The sequence below is a fragment of the Pseudomonas sp. AL 58 genome, from assembly GCF_036348395.1.
Lineage (GTDB): Bacteria > Pseudomonadota > Gammaproteobacteria > Pseudomonadales > Pseudomonadaceae > Aquipseudomonas > Aquipseudomonas defluvii.
This window is the reverse complement of the sequence record NZ_JAZBQR010000003.1, coordinates 205,488-222,031: the sequence shown is the minus strand read 5'-3', so window position 1 is coordinate 222,031 and position 16,544 is coordinate 205,488. Positions and strand designations below refer to the sequence as shown.

The following is a 16,544-nucleotide window of genomic DNA, read 5'->3' as shown; positions in this document are numbered from 1 at the left end:
ATGCTGCACTCGCCCCGCCTCACCTCGCTGGCCCTGGCTGCTGCCCTGGTCATCGGCGCGCCTCTGGCCAACGCCGCCGAACCGGCACAGCCAGCAGCGATGCCGGCCACGACCGTCAGCGCCAAGGCGCCACTGCCACTCGATGAGCTACGCACCTTCGCCGAGGTGATGGACCGCATCAAGGCAGCCTATGTCGAACCCGTCGATGACAAGACCCTGCTGGAGAATGCCATCAAGGGCATGCTCAGCAACCTCGACCCGCACTCGGCCTACCTGGGCCCGGAAGACTTCCAGGAACTGCAGGAAAGCACCAGCGGCGAGTTCGGTGGCCTGGGTATCGAAGTCGGCAGCGAGGATGGCTTCATCAAGGTGGTGTCGCCCATCGACGATACCCCGGCGTCCCGTGCAGGCATCGAGGCCGGCGACCTGATCGTCAAGATCAACGGCCAGCCGACCCGTGGCCAGACCATGACCGAAGCCGTCGATAAAATGCGTGGCAAGGTCGGCGAGAAAATCACCCTGACCCTGGTCCGCGATGGTGGCACACCGTTCGACGTGACACTGGCCCGCGCCATCATCCAGGTCAAGAGCGTCAAGAGCCAGATGCTCGAAGACGGCTATGGCTACATTCGTATCACCCAGTTCCAGGTCAAGACCGGCGAGGAAGTCGGCAAGGCGCTGGCCAAGCTGCGCAAGGACAACGGCAAGAAACTGCGCGGCCTGGTCCTGGACTTGCGCAACAACCCCGGCGGCGTGCTGCAGTCGGCGGTCGAGGTGGCCGACCACTTCCTGACCAAGGGCTTGATCGTCTACACCAAGGGCCGTATCGCCAACTCCGAACTGCGCTTCTCAGCTGACTCGGCCGACGCCAGTGAAGGCGTGCCGCTGGTGGTGCTGATCAACGGCGGCAGTGCTTCGGCATCCGAAATTGTGGCCGGCGCACTCCAGGATCAGAAACGGGGCGTACTGATGGGCACTGACAGCTTCGGTAAAGGCTCCGTGCAAACGGTACTGCCGCTGAACAATGACCGCGCACTGAAGATCACTACCGCGCTGTACTACACCCCCAACGGACGTTCGATCCAGGCCCAGGGCATTGTTCCCGACATCGAGGTGCGCCGCGCCAAGATCACCAGCGAGCAGGACAGCGAGAACTTCAAGGAAGCCGACCTGCAAGGTCACCTGGGCAATGGCAATGGCGGCGCAGACCGTCCATCGGGCAAAGGCTCCGCACGCAAGGCACGCCCGCAGGATGACGACTTCCAGCTCAGCCAGGCCCTCAGCCTGCTCAAGGGCTTGAGCATCACGCGCGACAAGTAAGGTGTTCTTGCGCTGCCTCGCGCTCGTACTGTTGTGCGGGCTGGCCGGTGCCGCCTCTGCGGCGCCGGCCTACCTGAGCCTGATCATCGATGACCTGGGACAAAACCCGGCACGGGACAGCCGTGTGCTCGCCCTGCCCGGCCCGGTGACACTCGCCGTGATGCCCGACACGCCACACGCCAGCGAGTTTGCTCGCCAGGCTCACCAAGCGGGCAAAACGGTCATTCTGCACATGCCCATGGACCCGGCAACAGGGCCCTATGCCTGGCATCCAGGCATGCCACAGGCTGAACTGATGCGCCGCCTGGACGCCGCCCTGGTCAAGGTGCCCTTCGCGGCGGGCCTGAACAACCACATGGGCAGCCGGATGACCGCAGAGCCCGAGGCCATGGGTTGGCTGATGGATGAACTGCACCAACGCGATCTGTTCTTTGTCGACAGCCGCACCAGTGCCAGGACGGTGGCCGCAGCCAAGGCCCAGGAAAAGGGCCTGGCCAGCGTCTCACGTGATGTGTTTCTGGACGATGTCCGCACCACTGCCGCCATCGCGGCGCAGTTGCAACAGGGCATCGACCTGGCGCACAAACAGGGCTCGGCGGTACTGATTGGCCACCCTTACCCGCAAACACTTGACGTGCTGGAGCGCGAGCTGCCGAAACTGAAAGCCCAGGGCATCACCTGGATTGAAATACACCAGATGATTGCCGAACGCAGCAACCAGGCCATGCCCGGCCATGGCAAACATGGCCGGTACCTGCCAGCCCGCTGAACGCTCCCGCTCGTGCTCCAGGCGACGATCAGTCGAGCTGCAGTATCTTGTCCACGTCAGCCAACGTCACATCGCCCCGGTGGATATTGATGAGGCTTCCGTCATCCCGCGCATTGGCCAACTGATAGCGGCGCCCAAGGTTTCGATCCTTCCAGGCCTTCAGGTGGCCTTTGACGAACTGCCGACGTGGCGTGGCATTGTCCGGGTAGTGGAGGTGTATTTCCCACAGCGGCTCCAGCTTTTGCGTTCTGATTTCATATTTTTCAATGAAGTCATTGGCATACCCTTCGACCGGCGTTCGACTCCCTACCCGTGCGATCTGCAGCTTTGCATACTTGTACAGGTACTTCAGACTTTCAGCCTGTGGCGGGCTCTCCTTGTAGAAGGTAATCAAATCCTCGCGGAGGGCATCGGCCGCCTCACGAAGCGCGACGATTTTGCCCTGGTCGCCCTCAGTCAACTGCTCCCCTAGTGCCTCAAGCTGCTGAGCCGCCTCACGGAAATTACGCTCTTCATGCTCAAAAATGTGCTCAAGGCTCTTCAGCGAATCGGTTTTTTTCAGGTAACCACGCAGTTTGCGCAACGCACCTTCACGCCTTTTCAACATGCGATTGGCTTTTTCCCTGGCCAGGCGCAATGCATCAGCAGAGGGCGCACCTTCCTGAGGAGCGGGCAACTCATTGCTGCCTTGCGCCTGCTCAACCACTTCGACCCACTGATCACCATGCTGGTGAAAGCGGCTCAGGCGTTCCCCCGTCACCTTATTACGCTGCTCAACATAGACCTGATCACCCTCGGTCACTTCCTTCCCTACCAGTACGCGCTGGTCATGCGTGGTGATGGTGCGCGATTTTGCGGAAAACTTCGGCGTCGGACGCGGCCTGGCAGGGGTACGGGGTTGATCCAGCTCCTGGGCCCTGATCGCGAGCGCCAAGTCTGTCTCGGCGCTGTGTTTCAAATCCTTCAGCTCCGCCCTGTAGCGCTCCAGCGCGTCGGCACGCACGTTGTCGTACGGGTTTTCCTGAAGAAACTCACAGATCTGTAACGTTGTGTCATAGACTTCAAGGCTACTGTTCAAAATGCTGATTCGATCAGACAGCGAAACGTCCTCCTGCTCCAGGGAGGCATGGGAATACCCTGCACGCTTTAAATCCGAACCGATCAGCAGATGTTCCAGCCACAGGAAGTCATCCGGGTCGGACATCGCAGCCCTGTTCATGACCAACTCGCCAAGGTCGGTCAGGTAGGCAAAGCGAAGCTCTTTCGTGCTGAACAAACGCTCGGCACGCACCTTGGCAACGGCGTCGCTCAACCCCGCCTCAACCAGCAGGCCGTCCAGATGATCGAGTTGCGCCAGGAAGTCCAGGATTTCCTTCTGCTCCTGAATGTTGGTCGTCAAAGCATCGACAAACTGATTGTAATGATCGATTTCAAGCTCACTACGCGGCCATCTGACAACACGCTCACGACTCTCGGCAAGCGTGTCCCAATCGGTGCAAAGGTAAAGCCGTTGGTACAGGGTGGCAGAATCAATGGCCAACTGGGTCAACACCGCGTCAAGGTTCTTGGAGACCCCTGTGCGCGCATAGAACTTCGCGTATTGAGGCTTACCCAAGTCGATAACAATGTCCCTGACTTGCCATTGAATATCCACCATCCGCCGTAGATGCGTGATCTGGTTCTTGTACTGCGCCGCCAGCACATTTTCCCGCTCAAGCTGAAGCGCTTGTACTTTTGCGATGACCCCTTCAAGCACCGTCTTGGCCGGTCCATCAGCGACCTCATGCTTGGCCTTGAAGCCCGCCAGAGTCTTCGCTGCGTTGTCTTTTTCGGCCACCAAACTCCGCGAGGTCTCGATCAGTTTCTCGAAAGCGTCTTTCTCCGTCACGTAGTCTTGCATGGCCTTGCTCATCTGCTCGAGCGTCGCTTCGTAATGCGCCTTGTTGGCCTCGGCCAATGCACTGATCTGACGCTTCGGGCCGCCGCCACGCAAGGCCAATCTCAAATCCAGCGCCCATTCATCAGCCGACAGGTGCCGCAACCGCGGGCCACGCTGAAGACGGTAAATGGGGTTGACCACCCAGACCTCCCCTGCCGCCCGGTCGACACGATAGACAGCCCCTGCAACCTTGGCATACAGGTTGTCATCGGTACCATACAGCCCCCGCGCCTCGTCATCCTCGCGATAGCCTCCCAGGTCTGTCATCGGATCCACCTGCCAGCGCCGAAGCTTTTCACGCTGCACTGCGCTCAGGTGGTTCGCGGGGTTGCTCCAGGAAAAATCCAGTGCGGTGCCATTGCCGCCAAGCGTGGCGGTAGTCGAGAACGACTGGTCTTTTTGCACTTTCACCAATGGCACCACATCGCCCTCAAGCCTGCGCGCAGGGCCGGCAATCTCTGGCAAGGCAACAGGCTTGGGCGGCGCGGTCTCACCGGGCGGCGATGAGCGGTGCAACAGGAGCAGGCCCAGATTGAACAGCAAATCAACAATCGCCGCGTCCCGCTGAAACTCATCCCCGCTGCGCAACGCCTTGAAATCCTCGTTCAGACTGCTAACCAGTTGAACGATCCAGATAACCACAGCGACAGGACCACGCAGTAGTGGCACTACCGCGCCGAACACCAGCCACGCACCTTTCTTAATCAGTGCCCAACGGCTTTCGGCATTGGACACCGAGTCTCGGTTGGCCAGCTCGACCAACATCCGGGTATTGCCCTCAAAGAGCCGTTCACAGGCCGTTCCCACCACGTCCACCGCAACCAACTGAGCAGGTGCTGACCGTTCCAGCGGCAATAAAGTGTCAATGATCACCCTGGATATGTGCGGCTCGTCGAAACCACCGTTGGCGTAGACTTGACGGGTATCATCACTGAACCAACTGAGGACACTCTCCTGTAACGCTCCCTCTTCCTTGATGGCATCAAACAGCGCCTCAGTGCTGGGGAACTGTAGCAACGGTTGCTCGGTGTCAAGCGGCCGGTACAGCACGCACGGACCTGTTGTCATATCACGGGGAGCAATGACAAAGAAATTGACGACCTCATCCGCGACCTCGCTGTCAGGCTCGTGCTTGAAGGCAAGCGGCCTGATCAACACGGCGGCCTCATCGCCCGTTAAATCATCACTCAGCCCCAGCGTCGCACTCCGCACATAGTTGTAGCCCACTTCACTGAAACCGGCCTGTCCACGGATTTTGGCCTCCAGCGCCACAAGCGGTAAATGCACTTCAAGCTCACGGCAAAACAGCTGTTGTCGACGCTTGAGCTGGGTAGGGTCGCCCAGTAACGCCGCGACGTGCTTGGGGTACACCTCACCGATGTTCACCCGCTGCACCAGTTCATCAATGTACTCAGGCGTCATCCAGGCCATGATCGGCTTGCCGTTCCGATGGCTGATGACCACAGTGCCACTGGGCTTTGAGACCAGATTGCCGATGGCATAGTCGGTAAAGGTCATGGCCTCGTGCCTGATCATGCCAGCTGTACCCAGTTGCCCTTCGGCAATCGCGAACGTCAGTATCAGATCATCCGCAAAGTAGTCGCCGTCCGATGGGTGATCATTCAGTAGCTGATCGCGCAGTGACTGAGCGGTAAAAGCCTTCAAGCTCGGCACATCATAAAGAAATGATTGCCCGCGAGACGTTGCCTGCGCATTGGCCAGCCCCAGCAAAAGGCCCATATAGGCAAACTGATCGGATGCCGAGGCATCACTTAACCAGTCTGGCAGGCTGTCGCTGAGTACGGCCTGTGGCACCACCGTCAGCAGCGCGGTGGGCTGGAAGAACACCGACGGATCCGTGAGCGCACTAAAGCCTTGCTCCAGCGCCTGCACATCAGCAAATCGACGCGACGCCAACGGCGTCAATGCCTCTAACTGACGATTCAACAGTACACTGGCCTGCACCTCGAACAGGTTTTCTTCAGGCTCATGACAGCTCCAGGTAACCTGAGACACCACGAAACGCTTGGCGACCCACGCATGCAAGGCCTCGGAAAACGCCTCTTCGCGGGCAAACGATTCCACCCGCCCCGAAGGCTGACACCAGAGGAACCTGTCGTGCCCGTCTACCCGAGACTTCAACAGCACGTCACCACTCAGCAAGGCATAGGGACCGGCAGCCCCATCCACATGGATATCAATCAGGTAGGCTTGCGTGCAGTCATTGCCATAGCGCCGCTGTCGACTCATTTTCAGCGGTACTTCGACGACTTGGGACAGTGCAGCACGCTCCTCACGCCCTAACTCTGCAGTGGACTGGCTTGCAGTCAAAACGGTCTTGAGCACCTCGCTGAGCCACAGCGTCCGTGGCACCTGTGTGCTGCCCGTCTGCTGCCAGTAATCGACCAAGGCTTGTTGCAAATTGATATGAATCGTCGCCTGCAACTCATTCAGCGACTGAGCCACATCCTCCATGTCCAGACGATTCTTCAGGTCACCCGATTGCATGACTGCGGGGTAGTCATAGCTGAGCCGGTAGGCCTCCTGAGTCTCATTGGCAAATACCAGCGTTTTGCCCTGTGCGAAATGCAGCATGAAGACATCAAGCAGTGACTGGCGCGAATAGAACAGGCGATTCTCACGCCTTTCGGGCACCATCAGGCTGATTTGACTGGCCGAGACCAGGCCGGGGTAGTTCCGGGCGAGGGATGGGTAACGTGCGAAAAGCACCTCAAGCATCCGCCGCTCAAGCACGCTACGCAAGGTAGGGCGCGAGGCGAATTGCAAGGCAACCATCGCCTGAATGTTGATATCACTGGGGTGTAAAGAACCAGACATGCACAACTCCTGTCAGTGCGATAGAACACATACAGGAGCGTAACGTCAGCCTTGTACGGCCGATCAATAACTATCTACCACCAGGCAGAAGCGCCCTTCTCGCCTTACAGATAGCGGGCAAACGTGGCGTCAACAAACCCATCCTCGCGCATCTGCTCCAGTGCCTGCTGAAGCCGACTGACAACTGCGTCCGAAACGCTCTTGTTCAGTGCCAGGTACAACTCTGCACCATTAAAACGCAGCACCGTCTTGAGCTGGTTGATGCCGATCTGGCGGGCCAGGTAGCGACCCGCCGGGTCGCCCGTCGCCCACAGGTCGATCTCCCCCCGGAGCAGCTTCCCGGCATTGTCCTGATCCCGCAGCACGATGGAAGGTCGTAGCCCTTGCTTGCTCAGGTGTTCGGCAATGGCATCGCCCTTGTAGGCGCCTATCCGATAGCCACGAGCGTCTTCCAGGCGTTCCAGGGTGATCGGGCTGCCCTCAGGCGCCAGCAGGATCCAGTCATCCGGCCCGATAGGGCCTACCCATTTGAACAGCGCCTCGCGCTCCGGCTGGCGGGCCGTGACAAACACACCGTAGCCTGGCGTATGCAGGGCCAGCTTATAGATACGCTCCCAAGGAAAGCGCAGAGTCATGCTATAGGAGACATCCGCACGCCTGAACATTTCCCGAACGATATCGGCCGCAATGCCTTCGATATTGGCATCCTGAGCGAAGCTCTTGCCGTTCGTGGCCATGTTGTAAGGCGGAAAGTTCTCGGTCAGCAGCACCAATGGCTCGTCTGCACGAGCAACACTGCTGAGCAGGAATACGCTGAAGATCAGAAAAGCAGGAAGCTTGAACATGGCAGGCACCGGGATCCTTGGCGCCTTCAAGAGTGCCGGGCACCTGAGCGGCTGTCCAGCACCGCAACACACATGAAAAAGAAAGGGCCCTGTTCCTGCGAACAGAGCCCTTGGCTTTCAGCGGATAATGGTCAGCTGTAGACCCGACCCAACACCTGACGATGGCTCTCGAATTGATCGAGTACATCCCGGGTAATCTGCTCCGGCGTGAAGCCCATCAGGTCGTACTCCTGGCTACCGTTATGCAGGTAAACCTCGGCCCGATAGAAGCGTTGCCGTACATCGCTGGCACCGTCAGCCGGCGCTTCGTTTGGCGCGGCCAGGTAGCCATCCAGGCTGACTTCATAGACAAAGGGGTTGCCCTCCTCCATGTCGATCCGCAGGCCCATCGCCGCACGCGACTGGCCCAGGCGGGTCTGCACCTCATAGCCCAGGGTCTTCAGTTGCTCGGCCGCTTCCTTGAGCGCCGGGCTGACCTGCTTGTCCATGAAGCGCTGAACCATGGCCTGGGTCGGCTGAAGGTCCAGTTGGCTCAGGCGCTCGCTGAAGCCGCGACGGCCCCGGGCCGCCAATTCGGCTTGCTCCTGCTCGACCTGAGTATCCTGTTTCATCGCCTTGAACAGGCCGAACATGAACACCACCAGCACCACGGAGAACGGCAAGCCTGCCAACACCACCATGGTCTGCATGGCTTCAAAATTGCCTGCGAACAGCAGACCGATGGTCACCAGAGTGATGATCGCCGACCATAGAATACGCAGCCAGTGCGGTGCGTCTTCGTCGACCTGGCCACCCTTGCAAGACAGGTTGGCCATCATGACTGCACCGGAATCGGCCGGAGTCAGGAACAGCACGAAACCGACAAACACGGCCACACCCACGACGATCTTGGCCGCTGGATAGTGCTCCAGCAGTTGATAGATCGACATTGAGGGCTGCTCCAGCGCCGTGCGCCCCAACTCCACCGCGCCCTGGTTGATCACCAGGTCCAGCGCGGTATTGCCGAAGATCGACAGCCAGGCCAAGGTGAAGCCCAACGGAATCAGCAGCACGCCGGCCACCAACTCACGCACGGTACGACCACGGGAAATACGCGCGATGAACATACCCACGAATGGGCCCCAGGAGATCCACCAGGCCCAATAGAACACCGTCCACAGGCCCAACCAGCGCTCCGACTTGGCGCTGTCACCCTCATAGACGTAGAGGTCGAAGGTCTTCAGGATCACGCCGTTGAGGTAGTCACCCGTGTTCTGTACGAAGCTGTTGAGCAGGTGCAGGGTCGGGCCGTTGAACAGCACGAACAGCAGCAGGCCGCTGAACAGCAGGATGTTCAGGTTGGACAGGCGACGAATACCGTTTTCCACACCCGATACCGCAGCAATGGTGGCCACCGTGCTCATCACCAGAATGACGATCAGCAGGTTGGTCTTGCTATGGTCGATCCCAAACAGGTACTCCAGGCCCGACGATACCTGCATCGAGCCGATGCCCAGGTTGGTCACCAGGCCCAGCAGGGTCACGAACATCCCGAAGATATCAACGGTGTGCCCGGCTGCGCCCTTGACCCAGCGCTCGCCCATCAGCGGGTACAGCGCCGAACGCAGGGCCAGCGGCTGGTTGTGACGATAGGCGAAGTAGGCCACCGACAGACCAACCAACGCGTAGATCGCCCAGCCATGCAGGCCCCAATGCAGGAACGTCAACTGCAGGCTCTGACGGGCTGCTTGCAGGCTGGCCGGTGTACCTTCCGGCGGGTTGAAGTAGTGATCCAGCGGTTCGGAGGCGCCGAAGTACAGCAGCGAAATACCGATACCGGAGGAGAACAGCATGCCGGCCCAGGCACCGTAGCTGAAGTCCGGTGTGTCGTCCTTGCCGCCCAGCTTCAACTTGCCGAAGGAGGAAAACGCCAGAACGATGACGAACAGCAGGTAGCCGCCAATCACCAGCATGTAGTACCAACCGAAACTACGCGACAACCAGGCTTGGGCCTGGCCAAGCACACGACCTGCAGTTTCAGGAACCGCGATCAGCAAGGCAGTCAGTACAAGAATCAACAGCGCCGAGGTGAAGAACACCACGCTATTGACCCGGACCCTCTCAACAGGGGTCTTTATCAAAGAGGCAGAACTCATTGCACAGAGGCTCCAGGCAGTGCGAGAGAAAACAACAGAACGACCCGTTACCTGAGCAAATGGTGCAATAGCCACATTGGCTCAGGTGTTATAAAAGCACCTTGGAAAAAACCGTAATCCCGAACGATTGCGTTAAAAAACAGACCGAAAACCCCGACCAGAAGGTTTGCCGCATGGCCGCGTGCCGTTCGGCCGATCTGTTCAATATTCCGCAAAAAACCGTCAACGCCTTGTGTTACGGGGCTTACACGTCATTTTAGGGTGCCAATTTGCGCCAACAGAAGGTCAAAAAAACCTGTCAATGGTGCAGATTGTCGCAGAGCTTATTCTTTGTTGATTGAACGTTCAATCAAAACAAAATAGACTGGCCTTCGCCGAGGCAGCCGCTTGTCGTCTGCCCGCAGGCCTGAGGAGATTTGCAAGATGCCCAAGGTCGGTATGCAACCCATCCGCCGCCAGCAGTTGATCGAAGCCACGTTGATGGCGGTCGATCAGGTCGGCATGGGAGATGCCAGCATTGCGCTGATCGCCCGTTTGGCCGGTGTGTCGAATGGCATCATCAGTCACTACTTTCAGGACAAGAATGGCCTGATCGCAGCGACCATGCGGTACTTGATGAGCGTGCTCACCGAGAGCGTCGCCGCACGTCGGCATGCGCTCAAGGACAACAGCCCGCGCGCCCACCTGCAGGTGATCATCGAAGGCAACTTCGACGCCAGCCAGGTCAACGGCCCGGCAATGAAAACCTGGTTGGCATTCTGGGCAACCAGCATGCACCAGCCGTCTTTGCACAGGTTGCAGCGGATCAACGATCACCGCTTGTATTCCAACCTGTGCTGTCAGTTCCGCCGCGTCCTGCCGTTGCCTGAAGCACGCAGTGCAGCACGCGGGCTGGCAGCCTTGATCGACGGCCTGTGGCTGCGTGGTGCGTTATCCGGAGACGCCTTCGACACCGACCAGGCGCAGCAAATCGCTTACGAATACATGGATCTACAACTGGCAAAACAGACGAGCCCGGACACACACAACCAGGCCTCTGATGCACCGCGCCCGGCGATTGCCACACAGGCAGGAGCGCTGCGCGGATAGCCAAACCACAATGCACTTGCGAGGACACTATGGCCCGTTTCGAACTGCAAAAACTCTACATTGATGGTGGTTATGTCGACGCTGGCGGCGATGCCACCTTCGAAGCCATCAACCCGGCCAACGGCGAAGTCCTCGCCCACGTGCAACGTGCCACCAAAGAAGACGTCGAACGCGCCGTCGAGAGCGCCGAACGTGGCCAGAAAGTCTGGGCCGCGATGACCGCCATGCAGCGTTCGCGCATCCTGCGTCGTGCCGTTGACATCCTGCGCGAGCGCAACGATGAGCTGGCCGCGCTGGAAACCCTGGACACCGGCAAGTCCTACTCCGAAACCCGCTACGTCGACATCGTGACCGGTGCCGACGTACTCGAATACTACGCTGGCCTGGTACCAGCCATCGAAGGCGAGCAGATCCCGCTGCGCGACAGCTCCTTCGTCTACACCCGCCGCGAACCACTGGGTGTGACCGTCGGTATCGGCGCCTGGAACTACCCGATCCAGATCGCCCTGTGGAAATCCGCCCCGGCCCTGGCCGCTGGTAACGCGATGATCTTCAAACCCAGTGAAGTCACCTCGCTGACCACCCTGAAACTGGCCGAAATCTACACCGAAGCCGGCCTGCCAGATGGCGTGTTCAACGTCCTGACCGGCAGCGGTCGCGAAGTCGGTACCTGGCTGACCGAGCACCCACGCGTTGAAAAAGTATCCTTCACCGGCGGCACCGACACCGGCAAGAAGGTCATGGCCAGTGCTTCGAGCTCCTCGCTCAAGGAAGTCACCATGGAGCTGGGCGGCAAGTCGCCACTGATCATCTGCGCCGACGCCGACCTGGATCGCGCCGCCGACATCGCCATGATGGCCAACTTCTACAGCTCCGGTCAGGTCTGCACCAACGGCACCCGCGTGTTCGTGCCTGCCTCTCTGAAAGCCGCCTTTGAAGCCAAGATCGTTGAGCGCGTTGCGCGCATCCGCGCGGGTAACCCGGAAGACGAAAACACCAACTTCGGCCCACTGGTCAGCTTCGCCCACATGGAAAATGTCCTCGGCTACATCGCCAAGGGCAAGGAAGAAGGCGCACGCGTACTGTGCGGTGGCGAACGCCTGACCACCGGTGACTTCGCCAAGGGTGCCTTCGTTGCGCCGACCGTATTCACCGACTGCCGCGACGACATGACCATTGTTCGCGAAGAAATCTTCGGCCCGGTGATGAGCATCCTCACCTACGAAACCGAAGAAGAGGTCATCCGTCGCGCCAATGACACCGACTTCGGCCTGGCCGCGGGTGTCTGCACCAACGACCTGACCCGTGCGCATCGCATCATCCACCAGCTGGAAGCCGGTATCTGCTGGATCAACGCCTGGGGCGAGTCGCCTGCCGAAATGCCGGTCGGCGGTTACAAGCAGTCCGGTGTCGGCCGTGAGAACGGTATCAGCTCGCTGGCTCAGTACACTCGCATCAAGTCGGTACAGGTCGAGCTGGGCAACTACAACTCGGTGTTCTAAGCACCCTTGTAGCCGCGCCCGAGTCGCGAGACCCGGGCGCCATCCGCTCACCTCGTTCACTGCCAAGAGGGTACATTCATGTCCCAAGAATTCGATTACATCATTGTCGGTGCAGGCTCGGCCGGTAACACCCTGGCCACCCGTCTGACCGAAGACGAAGGCGTCACCGTCCTGCTGCTCGAAGCCGGCGGCCCGGATTACCGCTTCGACTTCCGTACCCAGATGCCTGCCGCACTGGCCTTCCCGCTGCAGGGCCGCCGCTACAACTGGGCCTACGAGACCGATCCAGAGCCCTACATGAACAACCGTCGCATGGAATGTGGCCGGGGCAAGGGTCTGGGTGGCTCATCACTGATCAACGGCATGTGCTATATCCGTGGCAACGCCATGGACTATGACGGCTGGGCCAAACTGCCAGGCCTGGAAGACTGGAGCTACCTGGACTGCCTGCCGTATTTCCGTAAAGCGGAAACCCGTGACATCGGCCCGAACGACTACCATGGCGGCGAAGGCCCGGTCCGCGTGACCACGCCAAAGGCGGGCAACAACCCACTGTTCCACGCCATGGTTGAAGCTGGTGTGCAAGCCGGCTACCCGCGCACCGAAGACCTGAACGGCTACCAGCAGGAAGGCTTTGGCCCGATGGACCGTACGGTGACCCCTGAAGGCCGTCGCTCCAGTACCGCACGCGGCTACCTGGACATCGCCAAGAAGCGCTCGACCCTGACCATCGTCACTCATGCCCTGACCGATCGCGTGCTGTTCAACGGCAAACGCGCTATTGGCGTGACCTACCTGCAAGGCGACAGCGAAGAGCGTGTCGAAGCCCGTGCACGCAAGGAAGTCATCGTCTGCAGCGGCGCCATCGCTTCGCCGCAGTTGCTGCAACGCTCCGGTGTTGGCCCGGCCAAACTGCTGCAGAGCCTGGACATTCCCGTGGTCCACGACCTGCCGGGCGTGGGTGAAAACCTGCAAGACCACCTGGAACTGTACCTGCAGTACGCCTGCACCCAGCCGGTCTCGCTGTACCCTTCGCTGCTGTGGTGGAACCAGCCCGCTATCGGTGCCCAGTGGCTGTTTGCCGGAACCGGTATCGGCGCCAGCAACCAGTTCGAGGCTGGTGGCTTCATCCGCACCCGCCCCGAGTTCGAGTGGCCGAACATCCAGTACCACTTCCTGCCGGTCGCGATCAACTACAACGGCAGCAACGGTGTGCAGGAGCACGGCTTCCAGGCCCACATGGGCTCGATGCGTTCGCCAAGCCGTGGGCGCATCCAGGTCAAGTCCAAGGACCCACGCCAACACCCAAGCATCCTGTTCAACTACATGGCAACCGAACAGGACTGGCAGGAGTTCCGCGATGGCATCCGCCTGACCCGTGAGATCATGGCGCAGCCGGCGCTGGACGCATACCGTGGTCGTGAAATCAGCCCGGGTGCGCATGTGCAAACCGACGAAGAGTTGGACACGTTCATTCGCGAGCACGCCGAAACCGCGTTCCACCCGTCCTGCTCGTGCAAGATGGGCACCGACGACATGGCCGTGGTCGATGGCCAGGGTCGCGTACATGGCATGGAAGGCCTGCGCGTGGTCGATGCCTCGATCATGCCGATCATCACTACCGGCAACCTGAACGCCCCAACGATCATGATGGCCGAGAAAATCGCCGACAAGATTCGTGGGCGTCAGCCACTGCCACGCAGCACCGCCAAGTACTACGTGGCCAACGATGCGCCGGTCAAGGGCAAGCCGCTGCGTGAAGTGAAGCAGGCATAAGCTAAGGCTGCGGAAAAAAGCGCTCGACCAGGCTCTGCCCGACGCCCCCCAGGCGTCGGGCATACGCCGCTCGCTGGAACGGCTCCCCGGTACGAAACTCGAACATCGCCTCGTCAGGAGCAACCGACTCAACCCCCTGCAAACGGACTTGAGTGAAGCGAAAATCCGCCCCGACGACCTCGGCAATGTCGAGAATGCGCAGCGGCCGACCCGGCAAGATCAGTGCCTCGGCCTCATGTTCCAGGTCGGAAAAGGCTGCTACGGGCGACGCATAGGCGGGCCCACCAGGCTCCAGAACGAACACCACGGAGCTTTCGTCGAAACGTGCCTGAACGGCACTCCTGTCTTCACGGAACAACTCCCAGAGGGTGTACGGGTTTTCTGTAAACGACGTAAAGTCAGTCGTCAGGAGCACGTCCCCAACCTTCACCTGCCCACGCTTGAGCCATGCACCGGATGTGCCTCTCGCCGCAGACGCAGCGCGATACAGCCGCACCTGATTATCGCAGCCAACCATGCCCAACTCCTTGGATAATGCATGAATCCTGGCCACATTAGCGTCAACCGTGCCTTCCAGCGGCAGGCCGCGCAAGAGGTTGTTGTAGCGCTGCGGCGAATGGCTGTACTGCTTGATGTGACGTGCGCCAAAACCCAGTTCATCGCGGTACACCACATAAGGCTCACCAAACGGATCCAGGTAGTCGCCGCTGGCCGAGACCCGCTCCAGATCGGCTTCAGGCAGGTGCGTCAACAGGCTTCGCTGACGTGCCAACGCCTGATCGGACAGTGCCAGCAATTCATCGGCGGCGGGCCGCATGCAGGCCGTCCAGAACGTAGAGTTGCCGTCAGAGAGCGGCGGTGCCCCCACAGGCTGCGCATCAACCGGGAGCGGCGGCAACGCCACCTGCGGGGCTCGGGTCAATGGCACAGCCTCAGAACCACCCGGTGCACGAACAGCACGCGCTTCACCGTTGAAGGCATCGGCTTCAAGCATCTTGGCATCCAGCAACACAAACAACAGGTCCACAACCGCCAACACCCAACCGCGCCGGCGCTGGCGTATATCGCTCGCGTTGACAGCCTGGTCCAGATGCAATCCCAGGCTTGCCGCCCCGGCACCGACCGCCGCCAGGGCGAGCGGCCAGCCCAGTGGCGCCAGCGGTGAAACCACACGACTGACAACCCCCAGCCATGCCAGCCATTTGGCCTTGCGCAAGTCACTATTGGCGGTGATTCGTGCCAAGGCAACGGCCTTGAGTTCCTGCTTGGCGGCCTCCCGCAGATGCACAAAGACATCCCCTGCAACGGGCGCGACATCCCAATTGAGCACTCGCTGACCGGCTGATAGACGCTCACACAACACCTTCCCCGCGGCCGGATCAAGGTCAGGAAAGTGTTGCTGAAAACGCTGCCGGCCTGGCTCGTCCGCCACTTGCTCCTTTATCCAGGCATAGAGCTGGTCCTTGCCGGTAAAACGAATCAGGGCAGGCGTCTCGCTGGCCAGGTACAGCAGCAAGGCATTGCTCGGGAGTACCAACCAGAACATATCGCGCGCCACCTGCCCACTGAAGCTGAGGGCGCTGAAGCCGGAGTTCACACCCTCCCCCTGCGACTGGCGCAAGCGCGCGAGCGTTGCCGGGAAGCGGATCGAACCGACTGCCGCACGCAACACCGCCTGTTGCTCGGCGTCGGACAAGCCCTCCTTCTCTCGTGCATGCGCCAATGCTGTCAGAAACTGTGCCCGGGCAAGCAGACAGAAGTTATCGGCATGCTGCGCCCAGAACCGCTCCAGGGTTTGCAGGTACACCGACTGCAGGTCGAGCGCCCAGAAGGCCTCCATGACATTTTCAGGTGCCAGGCGAACCTCAACACGCTCGTCATAATGTCCATGGCCCGCACCCACTCGGTAAAACCCACCGTAGTTGCTGAGCAGGTCGGGATTGAGCTGGTCGTTGAGGGTGAAACGACGTTGAATCAGCTCGCTCAAGGTCATCGACTCGATCGGCGCACTGTAGTGCGCCCAACCACTGAAGGTTCGGTTGCTGCTGACGGCATGATCAAAGCGGTGCCAGTAGACTTGGTCGGGATCGAGCCAATAGCCGAGTGCATTTTCGATGATATGGCCTGCGCCAAGCCGGGCCAGGCTATGGATATCGGGATAGGCCCCGAGGAAGCCTTGAGCGATGTTCTGCAGAGAAGCGGATGCGAATGACGTCATGATAATTGCCGTATTGGTTGCTGATACGGCATTGCAAACGCTATCAAGCATATTACGGTGGTAACTATCTAGACAGTTTTCCAAGCGCTCAGGTTAGAATCCTTGGCACGCGA

At 59.9% G+C, this 16,544-nt stretch carries 9 protein-coding genes; 5 read left to right on the top strand and 4 right to left on the bottom strand.

Translation table 11 applies throughout. The features are described 5' to 3' along the window. Nucleotides 1–1,320, top strand: coding sequence for a S41 family peptidase (locus tag UIA24_RS04015; RefSeq protein ID WP_065762004.1), 1,320 nt, complete (start codon nucleotides 1–3; stop codon nucleotides 1,318–1,320). Nucleotide 1,321: 1 nt separating this feature from the next. Further along, on the top strand, nucleotides 1,322–2,089 hold the full coding sequence (locus UIA24_RS04010) for a divergent polysaccharide deacetylase family protein (RefSeq protein WP_330522242.1): 768 nt from the start codon (nucleotides 1,322–1,324) through the stop codon (nucleotides 2,087–2,089). Nucleotides 2,090–2,117: 28 nt separating this feature from the next. On the opposite strand, the gene UIA24_RS04005 is transcribed toward UIA24_RS04010, so the two are convergent. The 3 genes from UIA24_RS04005 to betT form a co-directional block, all read right to left on the bottom strand. Further along, nucleotides 2,118–6,866, bottom strand: a complete 4,749-nt coding sequence (locus UIA24_RS04005) for a dermonecrotic toxin domain-containing protein (RefSeq protein WP_330522241.1) — start codon at nucleotides 6,864–6,866, stop codon at nucleotides 2,118–2,120. 104 nt (nucleotides 6,867–6,970) lie between these two features. Then, on the bottom strand, nucleotides 6,971–7,711 hold the full coding sequence (locus UIA24_RS04000) for a substrate-binding periplasmic protein (protein WP_330522240.1): 741 nt from the start codon (nucleotides 7,709–7,711) through the stop codon (nucleotides 6,971–6,973). A 131-nt stretch (nucleotides 7,712–7,842) separates the two neighbouring features. After that, nucleotides 7,843–9,846, bottom strand: coding sequence for a choline BCCT transporter BetT (betT, locus tag UIA24_RS03995; protein ID WP_330522239.1), 2,004 nt, complete (start codon nucleotides 9,844–9,846; stop codon nucleotides 7,843–7,845). Nucleotides 9,847–10,269: 423 nt separating this feature from the next. Here betT and betI point away from each other — a divergent pair, with 423 nt between their 5' ends. From betI to betA, 3 genes are all read left to right on the top strand, one after another. Further along, nucleotides 10,270–10,935 carry a transcriptional regulator BetI gene (gene betI, locus UIA24_RS03990; protein WP_065758226.1) on the top strand — a complete coding sequence of 222 codons (666 nt, stop codon included), beginning with the start codon at nucleotides 10,270–10,272 and terminating at the stop codon, nucleotides 10,933–10,935. Between the two features lie 29 nt (nucleotides 10,936–10,964). Then, on the top strand, nucleotides 10,965–12,437 hold the full coding sequence (gene betB / locus UIA24_RS03985) for a betaine-aldehyde dehydrogenase (protein ID WP_330522238.1): 1,473 nt from the start codon (nucleotides 10,965–10,967) through the stop codon (nucleotides 12,435–12,437). Between the two features lie 78 nt (nucleotides 12,438–12,515). After that, nucleotides 12,516–14,213, top strand: coding sequence for a choline dehydrogenase (gene betA, locus UIA24_RS03980; protein ID WP_330522237.1), 1,698 nt, complete (start codon nucleotides 12,516–12,518; stop codon nucleotides 14,211–14,213). A gap of 1 nt (nucleotide 14,214) precedes the next feature. On the opposite strand, the gene UIA24_RS03975 is transcribed toward betA, so the two are convergent. Then, nucleotides 14,215–16,431, bottom strand: coding sequence for a dermonecrotic toxin domain-containing protein (locus UIA24_RS03975; protein WP_330522236.1), 2,217 nt, complete (start codon nucleotides 16,429–16,431; stop codon nucleotides 14,215–14,217). Nucleotides 16,432–16,544 lie beyond the last annotated feature (113 nt).

Coding starts and splice junctions, on each gene's coding strand:
- UIA24_RS04015 (WP_065762004.1), top strand. CDS start 1: ATGCTGCACTCGCCCCGCCTCACCTCGCTGGCCCTGGCTGCTGCCCTG.
- UIA24_RS04005 (WP_330522241.1), bottom strand. CDS start 6,866: ATGTCTGGTTCTTTACACCCCAGTGATATCAACATTCAGGCGATGGTT.
- UIA24_RS04000 (WP_330522240.1), bottom strand. CDS start 7,711: ATGTTCAAGCTTCCTGCTTTTCTGATCTTCAGCGTATTCCTGCTCAGC.
- betT (WP_330522239.1), bottom strand. CDS start 9,846: ATGAGTTCTGCCTCTTTGATAAAGACCCCTGTTGAGAGGGTCCGGGTC.
- betI (WP_065758226.1), top strand. CDS start 10,270: ATGCCCAAGGTCGGTATGCAACCCATCCGCCGCCAGCAGTTGATCGAA.
- betB (WP_330522238.1), top strand. CDS start 10,965: ATGGCCCGTTTCGAACTGCAAAAACTCTACATTGATGGTGGTTATGTC.
- betA (WP_330522237.1), top strand. CDS start 12,516: ATGTCCCAAGAATTCGATTACATCATTGTCGGTGCAGGCTCGGCCGGT.
- UIA24_RS03975 (WP_330522236.1), bottom strand. CDS start 16,431: ATGACGTCATTCGCATCCGCTTCTCTGCAGAACATCGCTCAAGGCTTC.